Genomic DNA, 19,836 nt, shown 5'->3' with positions numbered 1-19,836 from the left:
CACATGGACATCCGCCCTATTCACACCGAAACCGATTACAAGGCTACGCTGAATGAAATTTCGGCCTTGATGGAGTTCGACCCCGATCCGGGTACCCCAAAAGGGGACCGCCTGGATATTCTGACCACCCTGGTGCAGGCCTATGAAGCCAAACACTGCCCCATTGGCGCGCCGGATCCGGTCGAAGCGATCAAATTCCGGATGGAGCAACGTGGCCTGTCGGTGAAGGATCTGGAGCCGTTCATTGGCCGGAGCAACCGTGTCTACGAAGTCCTGAACCACAAGCGCCCCTTGACACTGGGCATGATCCGTAGATTGCACCAAGGCCTGGGTATTCCGGCGGAGGTTCTGATTGCCGAGACCGTTGCGGGCTGACTTGATGGTGCTGGCGAGAGATGCACTTGTTTCGACTTCCGTTCCAATCCTAATGGCATATTGACGGTATCGCCTACGGTATCAGCGGAATGTCCAAGAAGTACGGCCGTTGATACCGTCAGATCAGGGTCATTGAACAACCTGCCGGGTAAAGATGGGTGGCGCCCGGTTCGAGCGATGGCCACGAAATCGCTGCTGATCGTCTGTCCGCTTCGCGATTCCGCGGGACAGTCCCTTTCGTGGGACGGCATGGGGCGCGCTCGGCGTGGGCAGGCGCTAAGATTACGGTATGCGCTTACTCGAACTGCCGATTTTCCGTTACCTCGCTGCGGTCTCGAAAACCACGGTGCGGCTGTGGCTGGAAGCTCAGGTCTTCATCCATGCAGCAGCCCTGGCCTTCTTTACCGTGTTTTCCGTTGCACCGGTGATGATCGTCGCGGTGACTGTCGTGGGGCTCGTGCTCGGCGAGAATGCGGCGCAGGGGCAGATCGCCGAGCAGTTGCAGGCCGCGATTGGTGCCGAGGCTGCGGCCGCGGTGCAGACCGCCGTGCAGAACAGCAGAATCGAACACAGCGGCCTGCTACCGGCCGTGGCAGGTTTCGGTGCCGTACTGTTCGGCGCCACCACAGTGTTCTCGCAGATGCAGGCCGCGCTTAATGCGATCTGGGGGGTCGCTCCGCGCCCCACCCGCAGCAGCGTCTTCATCTACCTGAAGTCGCGTGTGCTTTCGCTCGCCGTGGTCATCGGCATCGGCTTCGTGCTGCTCGTGTCGCTGATGCTGAGCGTGTTCGTGCGTGCCCTGGTGGCCTTTGCGCAGGATTGGCTGCCGGTGCCCGCCGGGCTCATCCTGGGGCTGGACTGGGCGGTGTCCCTACTGGTCGTTACCTTGCTGTTCGCCACCATATTCCGTCTGCTCCCGGACGTCGAGCTGGGCTGGCGCGATGTGCTGCTCGGTGGTTTCGTGACGGCGCTGCTGTTCGTCTCGGGCAGGGCGCTGATCGCAATATACCTGTCCACCACGGCCACGGCCTCGACCTATGGTGCGGCGGGTTCGCTTGTCCTGCTGCTGTTGTGGGTGAATTATTCGTCGCTGATCCTGCTGTTCGGTGCGGCATTCACCCGGGCGCACGTCGAAGCCTGCGGGCGCACGGTGAGGCCGCGCGCTGCGGCCGTATGCGTGCATCGGCAACTGCTCGAAGAGCAGGCCTGAACGCAAGCTTCAGTTGCGCATCAGATGCAGCTTGAAGTGGTGGTGCATGAAACGCTGGAAGTGGCCGACCCCCTGCAGCGCGAGACGGAGTTCGCCCTGTTCCATGGCGTTGAGCTGGTCGAGCGCGACATAGTTGTTCGGTGCCGCTCCGGCGCGCAAGGCGGCTACCTGCCCCTGCAGGCGCTTTAGCACGAGGAAGTCGAAGGCAGCGCGCAGGTCGGCCATCTGGTCCGCCATGAGCACGCCCTTCTCGACCAGGGCCTCCATGCGGTCGTGCGTGCTGCCATCCAGGCAGCGGGACTCCATCGCCAGCGCCTTGATGCCGTCGGTGATCGCGAAGATGCCCGCCTTCTTCACGTCGACCATGCCGCGATAGGGTCCCGATTTTTCGGTGCGGATGCGTCCGAACCAGCCCAGCGGTGGCGCGAATCGGGTCATGTTCTGCACCATCCGCACCAGGAATACGGGCTCCTGGCTCATGTAGTGCAGCGCATGGTCGCGCAGCGTGTCAGCGAGTTCTCGTCGCCCGTATAGTGGACGCAGGTCCATGAACATGCTGCCGGTCATGACGTTCTCGGGCGAGGGGGTGGACAGCCAGCGCGTGAGCTCCATCTTCCACGCCGAGGCGCTGCGCCGCCACGGGGGATTCTTCGCCATGATGCCGCCGGGGCAGGCCGGTATCCCGATGGAGATGAGCGCGTCGATCAGGTCAACGGAGAAGGCCTCGAGTTGCTGCAGCGCGCCGCCTTCGACGCTGTCTGCGTGGATGATCGCGTTGTCCTGGTCGGTGGATAGGGTCTGCTCGCCACGTCCCTCGCTGCCCATGACGACGAAGGCGAAGTCGTTGGTGAGTCCTGGGTATTTCTCCCGACGCAACAGCTCGATCAGGCGGATCAGGATCTGATCGTTCAGGTTCGCGATCAGCTTGACCATATCCCGAATCGCGATCCCGGTGCCCGACAGGTGGACGATGAGGCGCTGGACCCGCCGATGGAGGTCACGCAGGGTATCAACCGAGTCCGCCTTCTCGATGTCGACGACCAACTGGTGCGGGGAGTGTGCCTGCAGGCGCAGGATGTCCGTGACGGTGATGATGCCGGCAAGCGCGCCAGCCTGGTCGGTGACGACCAGACGGTGGATGTTGTGTCGCGAGATCCGGTAGAGCGCCTCGTAGAGCACGTCGTGTTCACTCACCGTGACGACGGGCGAGGTCATGACGTCTCCAACGGTCAGCGAGGAGGGAGACGTCCCGGTCGCAACAACCTTGTTGCGCAGGTCGCGGTCGGTGAGGATGCCCTTCGGGTGGCCGGCCTCGAGGACAACGACGCATGAAATGCCGTGCTCGCGCATGCGTGCGACGATGTCCACGAGCGCGTCGCCCTCTGCACAGCTGACGACTTTGCGCTGGCAGAACTCCCGGATCGGGCGAAAGAACTGGTTTTCCTCGGCCATGCCATCCCCTGCCCGACTGGTTGAATCACGATTCTACCCTGCGCAATCCAGGGGCAAGTCTTCATGTTGCGCATCGGGCGCGCGACCCTACCGCTTCTGCGCGCAGGGTGCGACCGCCCGTGCGTGGGGTGCGCCTGCTCAGGCCATCGCGGTGCCGGCCTTCGCCAGCAGCAGGCCTGGATCCAGTGAAACGACTTCGCCGATCATGATCAGGGCTGGCGTCTTCATGCCGGCTTTGCGCACTGCAGCGGGCAGGCCGGCGAGTGTGCTGTGTACGCCGCACTGGCGCGCGGTGGTTGCGGCGTGAATGACGGCAGCCGGAGTTTCGCCAGGCAGGCCGTGCGCGACCATCTGCGCGCAGATCTGCTCGAGGGCGCCCAGCCCCATGTAGATGACGACCGTCTGACAGGGGCGTGCGAGGGCTTCCCAGTCCAGGTCGACGGTATCGTCCTTCAGGTGCCCGGTGGCGAACACGAGGGTCTGTGCGTGCGCCCGATGGGTGAGCGGGATTCCCGTACAGGCCGCAGCGCCAGCTGCTGCGGTGATGCCCGGCACGATCTCGCAGGCGAAGCCTGCATCGAGCACGGACTGCATTTCCTCCCCTCCGCGCCCGAAGATGAAGGGGTCGCCACCTTTGAGCCGCACCACGGTCAGGCCCTCGCGTGCGAGGGATACCAGCAACGCGTTGATTTGATCTTGAGGTAGGGCGTGGTTGCCTGCCTCCTTTCCTGCGTAGACCCTGCGCGCGCCTGGCGGAATCAGAGCGATGACTTCGTCGCCCACCAGATGGTCATAGACCACCGCCTGCGCCGAACTGATCAGCCGTAGCGCTTTGACCGTGAGCAACTCGGGGTCGCCGGGACCCGCGCCTACAAGAAAGACCTTGCCCGTTCCCTGTCGGTTGCGCATGGCGTCATCACTCTCGACCCCGTCTCCTCTGCCGCGTTCCGGAAGCGAATATCTGCTGGCGGATCGGTTGCGCGAGAGGCGTGCGCCCGGTTTCGGTGTGTCCGATGCGTGACTGGCTGCGTACATGTTCATTGCTCCGGGCTGTAGCGGGGATAAGTGTCTGATAACGGTCGACGGTGTTGATTTGCGTGCTGCAAGGCAATCTCCGCGGGGAAGAACGGGCTGTGCGCAGGGCCGTGATCCTGCTTCGGAAACCGCCGCATGGCGCCGTTTGCGTGTGATGAACTTTATCCCTAGCGATCGTGGGGAAAATTAATTCACATCAAGGATGGGCGGTAGCGGGAAAAACCATACTGCGCCTGCACTGTTTGTTTTACTTCCCGTGTCGAGTAAGGAGAGGGCTATGCAAAAGAAGGGGTTTTTCGGTACGGCGCTTGCCATGGCGGTATTGCCGCTGGCCATGAGCAGCGCATGGGCGCAGGAAGCGCCGAAGCTGACCGCTGAGGAAATGGAGCAGGGCAAGCTGATCTATTTCGAGCGCTGTGCAGGCTGCCACGGCGTGCTGCGCAAGGGCGCAACCGGCAAGAACCTTGAGCCGCACTGGACCAAGACGCTCGAGGACGGCACCAAGATGGAAGGCGGTACCCTCAAGCTGGGCACCGACCGTCTCGAAAAGATCATCGCCTACGGTACCGAAGGCGGGATGGTCAACTACGACGACATCCTGACCGACGCAGAAATCAACCTGATGGCGCGTTACATCCAGGTCGAGCCGCCGATTCCGCCTGAGTTCTCGCTCAAGGACATGAAGGACAGCTGGAAGCTGCTCGTTCCGGTTGACAAGCGTCCGACCAAGCAGATGAACAAGGTCAACCTGAAGAACGTGTTCGCGATCACCCTGCGCGATGCGGGCAAGCTCGCGCTCGTCGATGGCGACACCCACAAGATCTGGAAGATCCTCGACACCGGTTACGCGGTGCACATCTCCCGCCTGTCGGCTTCGGGGCGCTATGTCTACACCGTCGGTCGTGACGGCCTGACCACCATCATCGACATGTGGTTCGAAGAGCCGACCACGGTTGCGACCGTGCGTCTGGGTTCGGATGCCCGTTCGGTCGATACCTCGAAGTTCAAGGGCTATGAGGACAAGTACCTGATCGGTGGCACCTACTGGCCGCCCCAGTACTCGATCATGGACGGTGAGACGCTCGAGCCGATCAAGGTCGTCTCGACCCGCGGCCAGACGGTGGATGGCGAGTACCACCCGGAGCCGCGTGTGGCCTCCATCGTGGCCTCGCTCCAGAAGCCTGAGTGGGTGGTGAACGTCAAGGAAACCGGCATGATCCTGCTGGTGGACTACAGCGACATCAAGAACCTGAAGACCACCACCATCGAATCGGCCAAGTTCCTGCATGACGGCGGTTGGGATGCCTCGGGCCGCTACTTCATGGTTGCCGCGAACGCGTCCAACAAGGTTGCAGCGGTCGACACCAAGACCGGCAAGCTCGCCGCTCTGGTCGATACCGCCAAGATCCCGCACCCGGGCCGTGGTGCCAACTTCGTCCATCCGGAGTTTGGTCCCGTGTGGTCGACTGGTCACCTGGGTGACGATGTCGTGTCGCTGATCTCCACTGCTTCCGACGATCCCAAGTTCGCCAAGCACAAGGATCACAACTGGAAGGTCGTTCAGGAGCTGAAGATGCCGGGTGCCGGCAACCTGTTCGTGAAGACCCATCCGAAGTCCAAGAACTTCTGGGCTGACGCGCCGATGAACCCCGAGCGTGAGATTGCCGAAGCTGTCTTCGTGTTCGACAAGGCCGACCTGAAGAAGGAGCCGGTGCGTCTCGACGTCGCCAAGGATTCGGGTCTGCCCGAAAGCAAGGCGATCCGTCGTGCCGTGCAGCCTGAGTACAACGAGGCAGGCGACGAAGTCTGGATCTCGCTGTGGGGCGGCAAGACCGACCAGTCGGCCATCGTGATCTACGACGACAAGACGCTCAAGGTGAAGAAGGTCATCACCGACCCGGCCGTCGTTACGCCGACCGGCAAGTTCAACGTGTGGAACACGATGCACGACGTCTATTGATCGGCTGAAGCGATCATAGTGTGAACCTCCCCCGCGCTTCGGTGCGGGGGACTCGAGGGGAGTTTTATGTCTGACCGAAACGACGACAACCTCAAACAAGAAGATTCGGGCGGCCTGCTGGCACGCCTGCGCCGTCCTTCGAGGAAATCGCTGGGCGGGCTGTTGTCCGTGGGTTTCATCGTGGGTGTGCTGTTCTGGGGCGGTTTCAATACCGCGATGGAAGCCACCAATACCGAGAAATTCTGTATCTCCTGCCACGAGATGTACGACAACGTGTATCAGGAGTACAAGGAAACGATTCATTACACCAATCGCACGGGGGTGCGCGCGGTGTGTTCCGATTGTCATGTGCCGAAGGACTGGACGCACAAGATGATCCGCAAGATCCAGGCGTCGCGGGAAGTCTGGGGCAAGATCACCGGAACCATCGATACCCGGGAGAAGTTCGAGGCCAAGCGGCTGGAGCTTGCTCGCCGCGAGTGGAAGCGCATGAAGGCGAGCGATTCGCGTGAATGCCGGAACTGCCACAGCCTCGAGAGCATGAACACCGAGTCGCAGAAGCAGCGCGCACGCAAGCAGCACGAGATGGCGATCGAAGACAACATGACCTGCATTGATTGCCACAAGGGCATTGCCCACCACAAGCCGGAAGGCATGACCGAGGAAGACGAGGAGTAAGATCCCTCGTGCATTACAGGCCAACCCAAGCAACGTGAGGAAATGACGATGAAAAAAACCATGATCGCTGGCGCCATGGGCGCGCTCTTCGCCCTCGGTGCGGGGAATGCGCTTGCCGCCGCGCCCGACTGGAGCAAGGTCGAAGCCGCCAATATCACCATCTTCTATCCCGGCGCTTCGCCGATGGAATGGATCATGAAGGGCACCGAGCATGGTGGTGCCCGGGCGCTCAAGAAAGGCGAGACCTGTGCCGATTGCCACAGCGAAGAGACCGCCGACATGGGGCCGCGCATGGCCACCGGTCAGAAGATCGAGCCCACGCCGATTGCCGGCAAGGCCGCGTTCATCCCGGTGAAGGTGCAGGCGGCGCATGATGGCGAGAACCTCTACATGCGCTTCAGCTGGAAGCAGCCGGCTGCTTCCGGTGCGCCGGCGCCCGCCAAGGATGACGCCAATCCGGTCAAGATCGCGTTCATGCTTGAGTCCGGTGGCAAGGTTGAGATGGCCGACCAGTCGGGTTGCTGGGCGACCTGCCATACCGATTCGCGGACTATGCCGGGCGCGGCTGAAACCAAGACGAAGTATGTCAAGGGTGGCTCGCTGGCGGATGGCAAGTTCTTTGACCTCTACCAGTGGCGTAGCGGCGAGAACAAGGCCTACAACGGCTACATTGCCGAGGAGCGCGTCATGGAAGGCGGCGATGCGCTGGTCAGCGCCGAAGGCAAGCAGGAAGGTGGCGAGTGGTCGGTGGTCTTCACCCGCAAGCTGGCCGGTGGCCAGGGTGACGTTAGTCTCGAGTCCGGCAAGAGCTACAACTTTGGCTTCGCCATTCACGACGATAGCTCGGCAGGGCGTTTCCACCACGTTTCGCTCGGCTACAAGCTGGGTCTTGATGCCGAAGGCGACGTGAAGGCTGCCAAGCAGTAAGGCCTTGCGCGATATTGGGCCGCCCGTTCGCGGCGGCCCTGGATGAGCGGGAGTCGGGGGTGTAGCCCCTTGCTCCCGCTTTGCCATTTCAGAGACAGGTAGAGGAGGATGACCGATGAGAGCAAGCATGCGACGGAGGGCTGGAATGCAATTTGGCAAACTGCTTTGCGCGAGCGCGCTGGCGTGCCTGCAGGGCGTGGCGATGGCGGCCGAACATGAGGTGCGCATCTCCGATTACCGCTTCGAGCCAACAGAGTTGCGGGTGCGGGTGGGGGACACGGTCACGTGGATCAACGAGGAGAAGCGGACCAGTCATTCGGTGCTCTTCATCGCGCGGGGAGAGGAGTCGGAGCGTTTCTTCCCCGGTGAGCGGTGGTCGCGCGCCTTTCCTGAGACGGGACGGTTCGAGTACCGCTGTGGTCCGCATCCCGAGATGCTCGGTGTGGTGATTGTCGAGGACTGAATCCGGTCCTGCCCGGCGGGCGCGTTACGCCCATTCGGAGCTTCGTCGCGCGGGCTTTCAACCACGCAGGCAAGAGGGTTGATTCGAGTCAAGGTTTCACCGGCTTCCAGGCGCCATCCTAGGCTCCGATTCAATCGCACAATGCTGGAAAACGCATGAAACTTCCGCCCCTTGCCGCTCATGTAGCCGTCCTCATCGGGGCTGCGCTCGTTTCCGCGCTGGCTTCCGCTGCGGACGCGCTGCAGCCGCCCGCACCCGCGCCCGAGCGCGCCCGCGAGCTCGTGCACATCGTGCGTCAGGACTGCGGCTCCTGCCATGGGCTCACATTCAAGGGCGGGCTGGGTCCAGCCCTGACCCCTGAGGCGCTCGCTGACAAGCCTGCCGAGGGATTGGTCGCCACCATCGTGGGCGGCCGCCCGGGCACACCGATGCCGCCTTTCCACACCATCCTCAGCGAGGCGGAGGCAGAGTGGATCGTGGATCAGCTGATGCGCGGCTTCCCGCCCGACAAGGGGCTACCGCCCGCCGCCGATGCCCGCTGAGCGCATCCGCCCCATCGAGCTTTTCCTTGCCGGGGGTGTTCCCCTGGCCTGCAAACCGGAGATTCCATGTCAGTCAAGAAAGTCCGTCTCGCGCCCCCTGTCGTTTGGGGCTTGGTGCTGTCCGGAATGGTCATGCTGCTCTCAGCCTGTTCCACAACGCCGCCCGCCGCGCTGCGTGGGACCGGCGACCTCGGCGTCGTCATCGAGCGCGCGGACGGCAATCTCAAGGTAATCGAGACCACGGGGCGGAGCGTGCTCGCCACGGTGGGCGGGCTGGGCGACCTGTCGCATGCCTCGGTAGTCTTCTCCCGCGATGGCCGCTACGCCTTCGTCTTCGGTCGTGACGGCGGGCTCACCAAGGTGGATCTGCTCGAGGCGAAGATCGTCGGGCGGGTGGTGCAGGCGGGCAATGCGATCGGCGGATCGATCTCGCACGACGGCTCGATGGTGGTGGTGCAGAACTACGAGCCGGGCGGCATCAAGGCCTTCGACGCGAACACGCTGGAATTGCTCGCCGACGTGCCGGCAAGCATCGAAGATGGCTCGCGCTCCAAGGTCGTCGGCTTGGCCGACCTTTCGGGCAAGCGCTTCATCTATTCGTTGTTCGAGGCGGGTGAGATCCGCATCACCGATTTCAGCGATCCGAGGAACCCGGTCACGCAGCGCTTCGAAGGTGGCAAGCAGCCGTATGATGCACTCGTCAGCCCTAACGGTCGCCACTACATCGCAGGCCTGTTCGGCGAGGATGGCTTGGCTATGCTCGACCTGTGGAACCTGGACAAGGGCAGCCGCAAGATCCTCTCCGGCTACGGCCGCGGCGAGCAACCGCTGCCGGTGTTCAAGATGCCCCACCTGCGCGGCTGGTCGATCGCCGGCGGACGTGCATACCTGCCCGCCATTGGTCGTCATGAGGTGCTCGTGGTCGATACCGGCACCTGGCAGGAGGTCGGTCGCATCCCGGTGAAGAGCCAGCCGGTGTTTGCCATGGCGCGCCCCGACGGTCGCGAGATCTGGGTCAACTTTGCCTTCCCGGACAACGGCTGGGTGCAGGTCATCGATACCGTGAGCGGCAAGGTGACGGACACCCTCCAGCCCGGGCGCGGCATCCTGCACATGGAGTTCCTGTCCAAGGGACATGAGGTGTGGATGTCGGCGCGCGACGACAACAAGGTCGTGATTTACGACACCGCTACGAAGGAACAGATTGGCAGCTTCGACTCGGCCAGCCCCAGTGGCATCTTCTTCACTACGCGCGCAGCGCGCACCGGGTTCTGATGCCGCGCCAGGTCGCCATCCCGGATGCCGTCGACGCGATCGACTTCCGCCTCCTCAACGAATGGCAGCGCGACTTCCCGCTGGAGGCGCGGCCTTTTGCGCGCATCGCACAGGCAGTGGGCTGCAGTGAGGACGAGGTTGTCGGCGCCTACACGCGGCTGAAAAGCCAGGGGCTGGTGAGCCGGGTTGGTGCGGTGTTTGCGCCGCGGCGCCTGGGGGCGAGCGCCCTGGCAGCACTGGCTGCGCCGCCCGATCGACTCGAAGCCGTCGCGGCGCGGGTCAGCCGCGAGCCGGCGATCAACCACAATTATCAGCGCGAGCACGTGTTTAACCTCTGGTTCGTCGTGACCGCGGCCTCTGAGGTCCAGCTGCGCGAGGTGGTTGCCGGTATCGAGCGCGATACCGGCTGTGCAGTGATCGTGCTCCCGCTGGAGGAGGAGTTCCACATCGATCTGGGCTTCGACCTGCGGGAGAACGGCCAGCGTAGCGCGCACGCGCCGCTCCGCCGAGCCAGCGCGGTGCGGCGCGGCGAGCCGATCGCCTTGCCGGACCAGGGCGATGCTGCGTGCCTGAGCGCGGACGAGCGGCGGCTGGTCGCTGCGCTGCAAGGCGGGCTTGCGCTCGAAACCGAACCCTTTGCGCGTCTGGGCCTGGAGGCTGGACTGGATCAGGCCGAGGTCATCGCGACGGTTGCGCGCTGGGTGGAGACGGGCCTGATCCGGCGATTCGGCGTGGTCGTCCGCCACCACGAACTCGGACTGGGCGCCAACGCGATGTGCGTGTGGGACATCCCCGACGGCGAGGTTTCGGCGCTCGGGCGCCAGCTCGCGCGTGAACCTGCCGTCACCCTGTGCTACCGCAGGACGCGGGTGGCCCCGCAGTGGCCTTACAACCTGTTCTGCATGATCCATGGCAGCGAGCGGGACGAGGTGCTTGCCGCCCGTGACGAGCTCGCCGGCCGACTGGGACTGGACCGTTTTCCACATGCCGTGCTGTTCAGCTGCCGCCGCTTCAAGCAAACCGGCGCCCGCTATCTGGGCGCGAAGGACCTGATCGATGCCTGATCCTTCCACCAACTCGCATACTCCGGCAGGGCGCCGCGGGGTGGCGGCCCGCCGCGAGCCGGACGACACCGACCGCCGCATCATCAATGCGTTGCAGGGTGAGTTCCCGCTCTCGGAGACCCCTTTCGCCGAGGTCGCCCGCACACTGGGGCTTGGGGAAGAGGAGGTCATCGTGCGGCTGCGCAGCTTGCTCGAAGATCGCGTACTCACCCGCTTCGGCCCGATGTTCCAGATCGAGCGCATGGGCGGCGCCTTTTGCCTCGCAGCGATCGCCGTGCCCGAGGCGCTTTGGGAGCGCACGGTCGAGGCGGTCAATGCCTTTCCTGAAGTTGCACACAACTATCGCCGCGAGCATGCGCTCAACATGTGGTTCGTGCTTGCCACTGAAACGCCGGAAGGCATTGTCGATTGCGCCCGCCGTATCGAGGCGGCCACCGGGCTGCTGGTGCATCGGTTTCCGAAGGAGCGCGAGTACTTTGTCGAGATGAGGCTGGAGGCATGAGCATGACCGGATCTGCTGCCGCACTGGCCGAGTTTGCCGAACTCGACCGACGCATCGTGCTGGCCACTCAGGGCGGCCTGCCGCTGGTGCCGCGGCCCTATGCGGCGGTTGCTGAAACGCTCGGCGTGGGGGAGCCGCTGGTGCGTGCGCGCATGGCCGCGATGCTAGAGGACGGGCGCATTCGCCGAATCGGTGCCGTGCCCAACCATTACGCCATCGGCTACACGGCAAACGGGATGAGCGTATGGGAGATCGATGACGCGGCGATCGATGCCGTGGGCGAGCGGGTCGGGGGGCTTTCCTTTGTCACGCATTGCTACCGTCGGCCGCGCCATCTGCCCGACTGGCCCTACAACCTTTTCGCCATGGTCCATGCAGGCAGTCGCGAGGCGGCGCTCGAGCGGGTGCAGGAGATCGCCGCCCTGATCGAACATGAATTCCCCGCGGCTTGTCGCCAGCACGACGTGCTGTTCTCCGCTGGGATCCTCAAAAAGACGGGGCTGCGCATCGGCGGCTGAGGGCGCGCCACGTCTTGCCCGCTTCGGGGCCCTTGACACGGGTCATTTACAGCATGGGGGTACTCGGGTGAAATGGGCGCCATTCAGGAGGGCCTCATGTTCCGTATCTCCCAATTCATCCGCGAGCTCGATCATCCCACGCCGGCCGGCCCCCGCCGCAATCCACCCGGGCCGGTGGTGATCTGGAACCTGATCCGGCGCTGCAACCTTACCTGCGAGCACTGCTACTCGATCTCGGCCGACAAGGATTTCCCCGGCGAGTTGAACACGCAGGAAGTTTTCAAGGTCATGGACGACCTGAAGGCCGCGCGCGTGCCGGTGCTGATCCTGTCCGGCGGCGAGCCCCTGCTGCGCTCCGACATCTTCGACATCGCCCGCCGCGCCAAGGGCATGGGCTTCTACGTGGGCCTGTCGTCCAATGGCACGCTGATCGACGACGCCAACATCGATGCGATCGATGGGATCGGCTTCGACTACGTGGGCGTGAGCCTGGATGGCATCGGCGCCACGCACGACCACTTCCGCCGCAAGCAGGGTGCCTTCGAGGCCTCGATGCATGGCATCCGCCTGTGCCGCGATCGGGGCATCAAGGTCGGCGTGCGCTACACCATGACCGAGGGCAATGCGCACGACCTGCCCGCGCTGCTGAAGCTGGTCGAGGACGAGGGCATCGACAAGTTCTACTTCTCGCACCTGAACTACGCTGGCCGCGGTAACAAGAACCGTGCCGGCGACGCCCAGCACCGGACCACACGCGAGGCCATGGAACTGCTCTTCGAGACCTGTCTCGATCTGCACCAGCGTGGTATCGAGAAGGACTTCGTCACGGGCAACAACGACGCTGACGGCCCCTTCCTGCTGCATTGGGTGCAGCAGCGCTTCCCGGACAAGGCCGCACACATCGAGGCCAGGCTGCGCCAGTGGGGCGGTAACGCGAGCGGGGTGAATGTCTCGAACATCGACAACCTCGGCATTGTGCACCCTGACACCATGTGGTGGCATGTGCCGCTGGGCAACGTGCGCGAGCGGGCCTTCGGCGACATCTGGAATGACCTCTCCAATCCGCTGCTCGCCGGGCTCAAGCAGCATCCGCGCAAGCTCGAAGGGCGCTGCGGGGCGTGCAGGTATCTCGACATCTGCAACGGCAGCTCTCGGGTGCGTGCCGAACAGGTCACCGGCAATCCGTGGGCGGAGGATCCCGCCTGCTATCTGTATGACGAAGAAATTGGCGTGAGCGCAGCGGACTATGGCGCCGAGCGTGTGGTCACCACGCCCTGGAAACGCATCAACAAGGTGTCGGCATGATAATCCGCACCGCGCTGACCACCGTGCTCGCAGCCCTTGCGGCTGCGCTATCGACTGGTACGCTTGCCTCGCCAGCCGCGGGCCCGGCGGCAACACCAGGACAGGCTGCGGCGATTCCCCTGCAGAACGTGATTGCGCTCTATGCCCAGCATTGCGCGGAGTGCCATGCACCCAACCGCCTTGGCGCCATGGGTCCGGCCCTGCTGCCCGACAACCTTGCGCGCCTGCGCAAGGCCGAGGCGGTGAAGATCATCACGAAGGGGCGCACCGCCACGCAGATGCCTGCCTTCGGCGAGGTGCTCAGCGCCGGCGAGATCGCCGCCATCACCGAGTGGATCTACACGCCGGTCGAACCCGCGCCGCGCTGGACCGACGAGGATGTCCGCGCCTCGCGCATCGTGCATGTCGACCCGGCCACGCTCTCCGACAAGCCGGTGTTTGACGCCGATCCGCTCAACCTCTTCCTGGTGGTGGAGGCGGGCGATCATCACGTCAGCGTGCTCGACGGCGACAAGCTCGAGCCGATCCATCGCTTCCAGTCCCGTTTCGCGCTGCATGGCGGGCCCAAGTTTGCCGCCGAGGGGCGCTACGTCTTCTTCGCTTCGCGCGACGGCTGGATCACCAAGTTCGACATGTGGAACCTCAAGGTGGTGGCTGAGGTGCGCGCCGGCATCAACACGCGCAACGTGGCCGTATCGCCCGATGGTACGCACGTGGCGGTTGCAAACTACCTGCCGCACACCCTGGTGCTGCTCGACGGCGACCTGAACCTGATCAAGACCCTCGAGGCCAAGGACCAGGATGGCAGGCAGACCTCGCGCGTGTCGGCCGTCTACGATGCGACACCGCGCCAATCCTTCATTGCCGCGCTGAAGGACGTGCCCGAGGTCTGGGAGATCAGCTACACGAAGGCGGTGGAGGATATTCCCACCGGTTTCATCCATGATTACAAGCAGCGCGAGGGCAGCTTCATCCCCGGTTACCTGAACCCGCGCCGCACGGTGCTTGCCGAGGTGCTGGACGATTTCTTCTTCACCCAGGATTACTCCGAGCTGATGGGCGCCTCGCGCGAGGGTGTGGGCCAGGTGGTAAACCTCGATGTGCGCAAGAAGATCGCCAACCTGCCGCTGGATGGCATGCCGCACCTGGGCTCGGGCATCACCTGGGAATGGACCGACCCCGCCGCCGGGCCGGATGCGAAGCCGCGCACCGTGATGGCGAGTACCAACCTCAAGGCTGGCGAGGTCACGGTGATCGACATGAAGACCTGGGAGGTGGTCAATCGCATCCAGACGCGTGGCCCGGGCTTCTTCCTGCGCAGCCACGGCAACAGCCGCTACGCCTTCGTGGACTCGATGATGAGCCCCGAGGCCAAGCACATCCTGCAGATCATCGACAAGCAAACACTCGAGGTGGTCAAGGAGATCACCGGCGAGCCGGGCAAGACACTGGCGCACGTCGAGTTCACCCGCGACGGGCGCTACGCGCTCGCCAGTCTCTGGGAGGACGAAGGTGCGGTGATCGTGCTCGACGCGCAGACCCTCGAAGAGCGCAAGCGTCTGCCGATGCGCAAGCCCGTGGGCAAGTACAACGTTTGGAACAAGATCACGCGCGAAGAGGGCACCAGCCACTGAACGCAACGCTCCGCCGCCGGGGTCCCTATACAAGGGTGGACCCGGCGGTGGTTTATCCTCCCCGGCACTTCCTCAAGCAAGACAGAGATCTAGACATGGCGCTGATTCGCCTCGACGAACCGACAAGCAAACGCATCCCCCCCGAAACCTTCTCGCTCTGGGCGCTCGGTTTCCGGCCCTTCTATCTGCTCGCTGCCCTGTTCGCAGCCATCGCCGTGCCGGTGTGGGCGGTGGGTTACGCGGGGGGCATCGATCTGCCCATGCCCGGCATCTGGTGGCATGCGCACGAGATGATCTTCGGCTTTGCCGCGGCGGTCATTATCGGCTTCCTGTACACCGCGGCGGGGAACTGGACCGGACTGAAGACGCCCGTGGGCAAGCCACTCGCGGCGCTGGCTGCGGTCTGGCTGGCTGGCCGGCTCGCCATGGCCTTTGGCTCCGGCGCCTGGGTAGCGGTCGTCGATCTCGCCTTCCTGCCGGTCGCGGCAGGCATGTTGTTGCGCGTGCTGATCAAGGGCAAGAGCACGCGCAACTACTTCGTTGGGGCCGTGCCCGCGGCGCTGTCGCTGGCCAACCTGTTCTTCCATCTGGCGGTGCTCGGCGTGATCGAGGCGGATCCGCTGATGGCGATGCATTTTGCCCTCGGTCTGGTGGTGGTGCTCGAAACCATCGTGGGCGGACGGGTGATCCCGATGTTCACCTTCAATGGCCTGCGCGGCGTCCGTCAGTGGCGGAACAAGCAACTCGATTGGGCTGCGGCGATCGCCACGGGCATCGCCCTCCTGCTGTGGGCGTTTGACGCCGGTGCATGGGCGGGCGTGGTTTCCCTGCTGGCAGCCGTGCTGCAGGCGATCCGGCTGGGAGGCTGGAACCCGTGGGCAACCCGTGGTACGCCGATCCTGTGGGTGCTGCACCTGGCGTATCTGTGGATTCCGCTCGGTCTCGCGCTGGTTGGTCTCACGCAGTTCGGTGTGCTGCCGCGCTCGGCAGGGATTCACGCGCTGGCAATCGGTGCGACCGGCGGTCTCATCATCGGCATGATCACCCGCACCGCGCTCGGGCACACGGGCCGCATGCTGATCGCGGGCCGGATCGAAACGGCAGCGTATGCGCTCGTGCTCCTTGCGGCGCTGGTGCGGGTGCTGACGGTGGGCTTCATCCCGGCAGCACAGATCGGTGGCGTGCATGCAGCCGCCACCCTGTGGTCGCTCGGCTTCCTGCTTTATCTGTGGCGCTATACGCCCTTTCTCATGCGGGCGCGGGCAGACGGCAAGGAGGGCTGAGCCGCCGCATCAGGTACGCAACAGGCTGGACAGCACACCGGGGTCGGGAACCGGAAGGGACTCGAAGCCCGGTCGTGCGAACAGGTATCCCTGTTGAAGCAATATGCCCATGTCAGCGAGGCAACGCGCCTCGCCGAGGGTTTCCACGCCCTCGCAGATCAGGCTGCAGGGAAACTCTTCGGCCAGGTTGACCAGATGGCGCACGATCAGTTGACGGCGAGGGTCCTGGTCGATGTTGCGAATCAGGTTCATGTCGAGCTTCAGCGTGTCGGGCTGGAAGTGCGTGAGCAGGTTGAGACCGGCATACCCTGCACCGAAGTCGTCGATTGCAGTCGCAAAGCCGATCGCACGATATTCCTCCACGATGCGGCGTAGATGCCCATCGTTGCGCACCTCTTCGACTTCAGTGATCTCGAACTGCAGCCGGTTGAGGGGAAAACCCACGCGGTTTGCTGCCTCGATGGTGGCGCGTATGCAGGCCTTGGGCTCGTACACCGCGTTCGGCAGGAAGTTGATGCTCAGTCGCGTCGACAGGCCCAGCTTCTGTGCGAGCTCGATGGCACGAATCCGGCATTGCTGATCGAACGGGTATCGGTTCTCGTCGGTCACCTGAGAGAGTACAGTCGCTGCACCCTGGCCACCGGGGCCGCGCACGAGTGCCTCCCAGCCCCATGTTTCGCCCTTGCCCAAGTCGACAATGGGCTGAAAGGCCATGCTGAAGTCGAAGGCCAGGGGCGGCAGATCGCGGCAACGGCTGCAGCCTGGTGTATCGACAGTGGCTTGAAGGGGGTGCAGGGGGTGTTCCGTGCCGGTCATGTGTTCAGCCGTGGTGTGATGTGGTCGCGCCTCGCACCTTATGGCGCGGGGCTTCGAGGATCAAGGGCGTAGGTCACGCTTGCGCCTCGCCCGTGCGGCTTCAGTTCAGGCTCTTGCGCAGGCGGCCGATGTCCGGAATGTGGATGGTGCGGCCCTCGACCTGGATGAGCCTCGCGTTGGACAACTCGTTGAGGATGCGCGAGAAGTGTTCCTGCGTTAGGTTCAGCCGTGAGGCGATTGTGCCCTTGCTGGTGGGAAGCCGGATGGAAACCTGGCCCTCGGCGACGTGATCGCCGTCGCGTTCTTCCTCGCGCAGCAGGTAGCCGATCACCCGCTCGCGGCCGGAGCGCAGCGAGTAACTCTCGACGTCGGCCATCAGGTGATGAAGGCGCTGCGCCAGGCCGGCGATGATCTTGCGGCAGAAGCTTGGGTCGACCGCCATCTCGTCGAAGAACACCTGCTTGCCGATGTGGAGGAGGGTGGAGTCGGTCAGGGCCTGTGCCATCACCACGTAGGGCTTGTCGGTAAACATCACCGCCTCGCCGAAGCTGCGCCCCGCATAAAGGATGTCCACCACCTTCTCGTTGCCATCGGCCGAGGTGAAGGCCAGCTTGATCTGGCCGCTGAGAATCAGGTGGAAGCCGTTGCAGGGGTCGCCGCGGTGAAAGAGGATCTCGCCCTTGGGCGCTTTTACCTCGCGCACGCCACGGGCAAAGCGTGCGATGTCGCTGCAGGACAGCCCGTTGAACAGCGAGGCCTGCGAAAGCAGGCGGCACAGGCGGTCCAGTTCGTCCGCAGGCGGCGTGCCGTACTGCGCTGGCTGCAGCCCGTCGCGGCACAGGTCGTCACATCTGGGCATGGCTTTAGCGTGTGAGCTGGGCATAGAACATGGGGAGGCGCGCGGGCAGTTCGTCCGGCTGGCGGATGACCGCGAAGCCTGCGGGGCCGAAAAGGTGGGGCAGGTAGCTCGCGCCTTCGCGGTCGATGGTGACGCAGAAGGGCACGATGCCGCGATTGCGGGCCTCGACGACGGCCACGCGGGTGTCCTCGATGCCGTAACGACCGTCGTAGAGATCAAGGTCGTTGGGCTTGCCGTCGGACAGGATCAGGAGGATGCGCCGCGCCGCGCTCTGTTTCTCGAGCACGTTGGTGGCGTGGCGGATCGCTGCGCCAAGACGGGTGTAGTAGCCGGGCTTGATCGCCATGATGCGGCCGCGTGCCTGGTCGTCGAAGCGTTGATCGAAATCCTTCAGGCGATGAAAGCGCACGTTGCTGCGTTTGACCGAGGAGAAGCCGCACAGCGCGAAGCGGTCGCCGGTGGCGAGCAGCGCTTCACCGAACAGCAGCAGCGAGTCGCGGATGACATCGATCACGCGGGCATGCGAAGAGATCCAGGTGTCGGTGGATAGCGAGAGGTCAGCGAGCGCAAGGCAGGCGAGGTCGCGCTCGCGCTTCTCGAGCGACAGATAGAGCTGGTCGGACGGGTGATGGCCCGTGGCGCGGTCGGTGGTTGCGCGCACGAGCGCGTCGACGTCGAGTTCGCTGCCGTCGGCCTGAGCCTTGAGCCAGCGGCGTGCGGGGGTGAGCGCAGCAAACTGACGGTGCAGTCGGCGTGCGGTGCGACGAAGATGGTCGGGGAGCTTGCAGGGCGCGGCGCGTGGGTCGTGCACCGAGGCGGTGAACTCGGTCAGGCGCACGTGATCCTCCCGCAGCAGGTCCTTGCGGTAGTCCCACTCCGGGAGCGGAATTCCGTCGCCCAGCACCACGTCGTCTTCCGCCGCGGACGGCAGGTCGAGGTCGAAGCGGATCTTCGAGGCCACGCGCTCGCCGTCGCGGGTGATCGATAGCTGATCGAGGTTCGCCGCGGCTTCGGCCGCATTGTCGTCGGGGTCGTCGTCGGTGCTGCGCTTGACCTTGATGAACTCCGCGACCGAAAGCAGGCTCTCGACGCGGAAGGGGATGATCATGCCATGCTTTTCGGGCGCGTTGTCCTGGCGTTCGACGCGGTGTGCCTGCTCGCTGGCATCGCGGCCCGGCTTGCTGTTGCCGGCCTCGCCGCCTTCCGGGCCGTTCGCGCTGCCGGTGAGTCCCCCGGCGCCCGCTCCGCGGTAGTCACTCAGCCACAGCAACACCGGCTGGGTTTCCCGGGCCTTGGCGGGCAGCTTGGGGAGTGCGGCGATGCTGCCGGGCGCGTGCAGCGCCTGGCGTAGCAGGTTCTCGCGTTCGGCTTCGGGGGCGGGCAACTTGGCGACCTGGGGGCGTTGCGCGATCACGGCCTCCACCAGACGGCGGTAGCGTGTCTCGATGCCCGGCCAGCGGCGCAGTGCGCGCAGCGTCGCACGCTGGTTCTCGCGCAGTTCACGCGTGGCGGCTTCGTCAAAATCGCCCGTGGGCAGGGGCGCAAGCGCGGCGTCCGCTGCGGCATCGGTGATGGTGTTCCCACCGCCGTGGGCGGCCGCCAGGGCCGCCAGCCAGAGATAGAGATCACGATTGAGGCTGCGTTCGGGAAGCGCGTCCAGTTCCGGGGGCAGGCGCAGGGTGCTGATGTCCATGCGACCGCGCGGAATGCGCTCGTCGGCGCCGGCGATGCGCTGCAGCAGGCTGCGGCGGGCGCCGTGCGTATCGGACGTGGCTGCGGCCACGCGCAGGCCGGGGTCGCCACCCAGCGCACGGAAGAACACCCCGGCCACTTTCTCCATTTCCTTGAGCTTGACCGCTGCCTTGGGAAAGTGCCCGCCGGCCGCACGGGTGATCAGTCGGTGCCAGAGCAGGCCTACGTGTTCTTCCATCTGTCAGT

Annotated in this window: 19 protein-coding genes; 14 read left to right on the top strand and 5 right to left on the bottom strand. The window is 64.4% G+C overall.

The window, feature by feature from the left end; translation table 11 throughout:
- Positions 1-3 precede the first annotated feature (3 nt).
- Both ACNKW1_RS12045 and ACNKW1_RS12040 read left to right on the top strand, forming a co-directional pair.
- Entirely contained in the window at positions 4-375 is a 372-nt protein-coding gene (locus tag ACNKW1_RS12045; protein WP_418364835.1) for a helix-turn-helix domain-containing protein, read from the top strand.
- Positions 376-664: 289 nt separating this feature from the next.
- Entirely contained in the window at positions 665-1,585 is a 921-nt protein-coding gene (locus ACNKW1_RS12040) for a YihY/virulence factor BrkB family protein (RefSeq protein WP_418364834.1), read from the top strand.
- 9 nt (positions 1,586-1,594) lie between these two features.
- Here ACNKW1_RS12040 and ACNKW1_RS12035 read toward each other — a convergent pair whose 3' ends face one another.
- Complete coding sequence (locus ACNKW1_RS12035) at positions 1,595-3,037, bottom strand: putative nucleotidyltransferase substrate binding domain-containing protein (RefSeq protein WP_418364833.1); 1,443 nt, start codon at positions 3,035-3,037, stop codon at positions 1,595-1,597.
- A 138-nt stretch (positions 3,038-3,175) separates the two neighbouring features.
- A complete protein-coding gene (cobA, locus tag ACNKW1_RS12030; RefSeq protein ID WP_418364832.1) occupies positions 3,176-3,946 on the bottom strand; it encodes a uroporphyrinogen-III C-methyltransferase in 771 nt (256 codons plus the stop codon).
- A gap of 403 nt (positions 3,947-4,349) precedes the next feature.
- On the opposite strand from cobA, the gene ACNKW1_RS12025 reads away from it, so the two are divergent.
- From ACNKW1_RS12025 to ACNKW1_RS11970, 12 genes are all read left to right on the top strand, one after another.
- The gene (locus tag ACNKW1_RS12025) at positions 4,350-6,032 is read left to right on the top strand and encodes a cytochrome D1 domain-containing protein (RefSeq protein ID WP_418364831.1); all 1,683 of its coding nucleotides are present in this window, start codon (positions 4,350-4,352) and stop codon (positions 6,030-6,032) included.
- Between the two features lie 66 nt (positions 6,033-6,098).
- Positions 6,099-6,710: a NapC/NirT family cytochrome c gene (locus ACNKW1_RS12020; protein ID WP_418364830.1), complete on the top strand. Its 612-nt coding sequence runs from the start codon at positions 6,099-6,101 to the stop codon at positions 6,708-6,710.
- Positions 6,711-6,758: 48 nt separating this feature from the next.
- Positions 6,759-7,637: an ethylbenzene dehydrogenase-related protein gene (locus ACNKW1_RS12015; protein ID WP_418364829.1), complete on the top strand. Its 879-nt coding sequence runs from the start codon at positions 6,759-6,761 to the stop codon at positions 7,635-7,637.
- A 145-nt stretch (positions 7,638-7,782) separates the two neighbouring features.
- Positions 7,783-8,100, top strand: coding sequence for a cupredoxin domain-containing protein (locus tag ACNKW1_RS12010; protein ID WP_418364828.1), 318 nt, complete (start codon positions 7,783-7,785; stop codon positions 8,098-8,100).
- Positions 8,101-8,255: 155 nt separating this feature from the next.
- Positions 8,256-8,642, top strand: coding sequence for a c-type cytochrome (locus ACNKW1_RS12005; protein ID WP_418364827.1), 387 nt, complete (start codon positions 8,256-8,258; stop codon positions 8,640-8,642).
- A gap of 66 nt (positions 8,643-8,708) precedes the next feature.
- A complete protein-coding gene (locus ACNKW1_RS12000; protein ID WP_418364826.1) occupies positions 8,709-9,917 on the top strand; it encodes a cytochrome D1 domain-containing protein in 1,209 nt (402 codons plus the stop codon).
- Positions 9,917-10,981: an Lrp/AsnC family transcriptional regulator gene (locus ACNKW1_RS11995; protein WP_418364825.1), complete on the top strand. Its 1,065-nt coding sequence runs from the start codon at positions 9,917-9,919 to the stop codon at positions 10,979-10,981. The genes ACNKW1_RS12000 and ACNKW1_RS11995 overlap by 1 nt, the downstream gene beginning before the upstream one ends.
- Positions 10,974-11,483, top strand: coding sequence for an Lrp/AsnC family transcriptional regulator (locus ACNKW1_RS11990; RefSeq protein ID WP_418364824.1), 510 nt, complete (start codon positions 10,974-10,976; stop codon positions 11,481-11,483). Before ACNKW1_RS11995 ends, ACNKW1_RS11990 begins: the two co-directional genes overlap by 8 nt.
- 2 nt (positions 11,484-11,485) lie before the next feature.
- On the top strand, positions 11,486-12,001 hold the full coding sequence (locus ACNKW1_RS11985; RefSeq protein WP_418364823.1) for an Lrp/AsnC family transcriptional regulator: 516 nt from the start codon (positions 11,486-11,488) through the stop codon (positions 11,999-12,001).
- Between the two features lie 96 nt (positions 12,002-12,097).
- Positions 12,098-13,306 (top strand): heme d1 biosynthesis radical SAM protein NirJ, encoded by a 1,209-nt coding sequence (nirJ, locus tag ACNKW1_RS11980; RefSeq protein ID WP_418364822.1) that lies wholly within the window; start codon positions 12,098-12,100, stop codon positions 13,304-13,306.
- Positions 13,303-14,940 (top strand): cytochrome D1 domain-containing protein, encoded by a 1,638-nt coding sequence (locus tag ACNKW1_RS11975; RefSeq protein WP_418364821.1) that lies wholly within the window; start codon positions 13,303-13,305, stop codon positions 14,938-14,940. The genes nirJ and ACNKW1_RS11975 overlap by 4 nt, the downstream gene beginning before the upstream one ends.
- A 95-nt stretch (positions 14,941-15,035) precedes the next feature.
- A complete protein-coding gene (locus ACNKW1_RS11970; RefSeq protein WP_418364820.1) occupies positions 15,036-16,223 on the top strand; it encodes an NnrS family protein in 1,188 nt (395 codons plus the stop codon).
- Positions 16,224-16,232: 9 nt separating this feature from the next.
- On the opposite strand, the gene ACNKW1_RS11965 is transcribed toward ACNKW1_RS11970, so the two are convergent.
- The 3 genes from ACNKW1_RS11965 to ACNKW1_RS11955 all read right to left on the bottom strand — a co-directional run bounded on the left by ACNKW1_RS11965 (position 16,233) and on the right by ACNKW1_RS11955 (position 19,828).
- Entirely contained in the window at positions 16,233-17,039 is an 807-nt protein-coding gene (locus tag ACNKW1_RS11965) for an EAL domain-containing protein (RefSeq protein ID WP_418364819.1), read from the bottom strand.
- Positions 17,040-17,139: 100 nt separating this feature from the next.
- Positions 17,140-17,898, bottom strand: a complete 759-nt coding sequence (locus ACNKW1_RS11960) for a Crp/Fnr family transcriptional regulator (RefSeq protein ID WP_418364818.1) — start codon at positions 17,896-17,898, stop codon at positions 17,140-17,142.
- 4 nt (positions 17,899-17,902) lie between these two features.
- On the bottom strand, positions 17,903-19,828 hold the full coding sequence (locus tag ACNKW1_RS11955; RefSeq protein ID WP_418364817.1) for a nitric oxide reductase activation protein NorD: 1,926 nt from the start codon (positions 19,826-19,828) through the stop codon (positions 17,903-17,905).
- Positions 19,829-19,836: the final 8 nt, after the last annotated feature.

Source organism: Thauera sp. WH-2, assembly GCF_048321015.1.
Classification (GTDB): domain Bacteria; phylum Pseudomonadota; class Gammaproteobacteria; order Burkholderiales; family Rhodocyclaceae; genus Thauera.
The sequence above is the reverse complement of the archived record's forward strand: the minus strand, read 5'-3'. Positions and strand labels throughout refer to the sequence as shown.

Coding starts and splice junctions, on each gene's coding strand:
- ACNKW1_RS11995 (WP_418364825.1), top strand. CDS start 9,917: ATGCCGCGCCAGGTCGCCATCCCGGATGCCGTCGACGCGATCGACTTC.
- ACNKW1_RS11965 (WP_418364819.1), bottom strand. CDS start 17,039: ATGACCGGCACGGAACACCCCCTGCACCCCCTTCAAGCCACTGTCGAT.
- ACNKW1_RS12045 (WP_418364835.1), top strand. CDS start 4: ATGGACATCCGCCCTATTCACACCGAAACCGATTACAAGGCTACGCTG.
- ACNKW1_RS12015 (WP_418364829.1), top strand. CDS start 6,759: ATGAAAAAAACCATGATCGCTGGCGCCATGGGCGCGCTCTTCGCCCTC.
- ACNKW1_RS12020 (WP_418364830.1), top strand. CDS start 6,099: ATGTCTGACCGAAACGACGACAACCTCAAACAAGAAGATTCGGGCGGC.
- ACNKW1_RS12000 (WP_418364826.1), top strand. CDS start 8,709: ATGTCAGTCAAGAAAGTCCGTCTCGCGCCCCCTGTCGTTTGGGGCTTG.
- ACNKW1_RS12035 (WP_418364833.1), bottom strand. CDS start 3,037: ATGGCCGAGGAAAACCAGTTCTTTCGCCCGATCCGGGAGTTCTGCCAG.
- ACNKW1_RS12025 (WP_418364831.1), top strand. CDS start 4,350: ATGCAAAAGAAGGGGTTTTTCGGTACGGCGCTTGCCATGGCGGTATTG.
- ACNKW1_RS11960 (WP_418364818.1), bottom strand. CDS start 17,898: ATGCCCAGATGTGACGACCTGTGCCGCGACGGGCTGCAGCCAGCGCAG.
- ACNKW1_RS11970 (WP_418364820.1), top strand. CDS start 15,036: ATGGCGCTGATTCGCCTCGACGAACCGACAAGCAAACGCATCCCCCCC.
- ACNKW1_RS11990 (WP_418364824.1), top strand. CDS start 10,974: ATGCCTGATCCTTCCACCAACTCGCATACTCCGGCAGGGCGCCGCGGG.
- ACNKW1_RS12040 (WP_418364834.1), top strand. CDS start 665: ATGCGCTTACTCGAACTGCCGATTTTCCGTTACCTCGCTGCGGTCTCG.
- cobA (WP_418364832.1), bottom strand. CDS start 3,946: ATGCGCAACCGACAGGGAACGGGCAAGGTCTTTCTTGTAGGCGCGGGT.
- ACNKW1_RS11975 (WP_418364821.1), top strand. CDS start 13,303: ATGATAATCCGCACCGCGCTGACCACCGTGCTCGCAGCCCTTGCGGCT.
- ACNKW1_RS12005 (WP_418364827.1), top strand. CDS start 8,256: ATGAAACTTCCGCCCCTTGCCGCTCATGTAGCCGTCCTCATCGGGGCT.
- ACNKW1_RS12010 (WP_418364828.1), top strand. CDS start 7,783: ATGCAATTTGGCAAACTGCTTTGCGCGAGCGCGCTGGCGTGCCTGCAG.
- nirJ (WP_418364822.1), top strand. CDS start 12,098: ATGTTCCGTATCTCCCAATTCATCCGCGAGCTCGATCATCCCACGCCG.
- ACNKW1_RS11985 (WP_418364823.1), top strand. CDS start 11,486: ATGACCGGATCTGCTGCCGCACTGGCCGAGTTTGCCGAACTCGACCGA.
- ACNKW1_RS11955 (WP_418364817.1), bottom strand. CDS start 19,828: ATGGAAGAACACGTAGGCCTGCTCTGGCACCGACTGATCACCCGTGCG.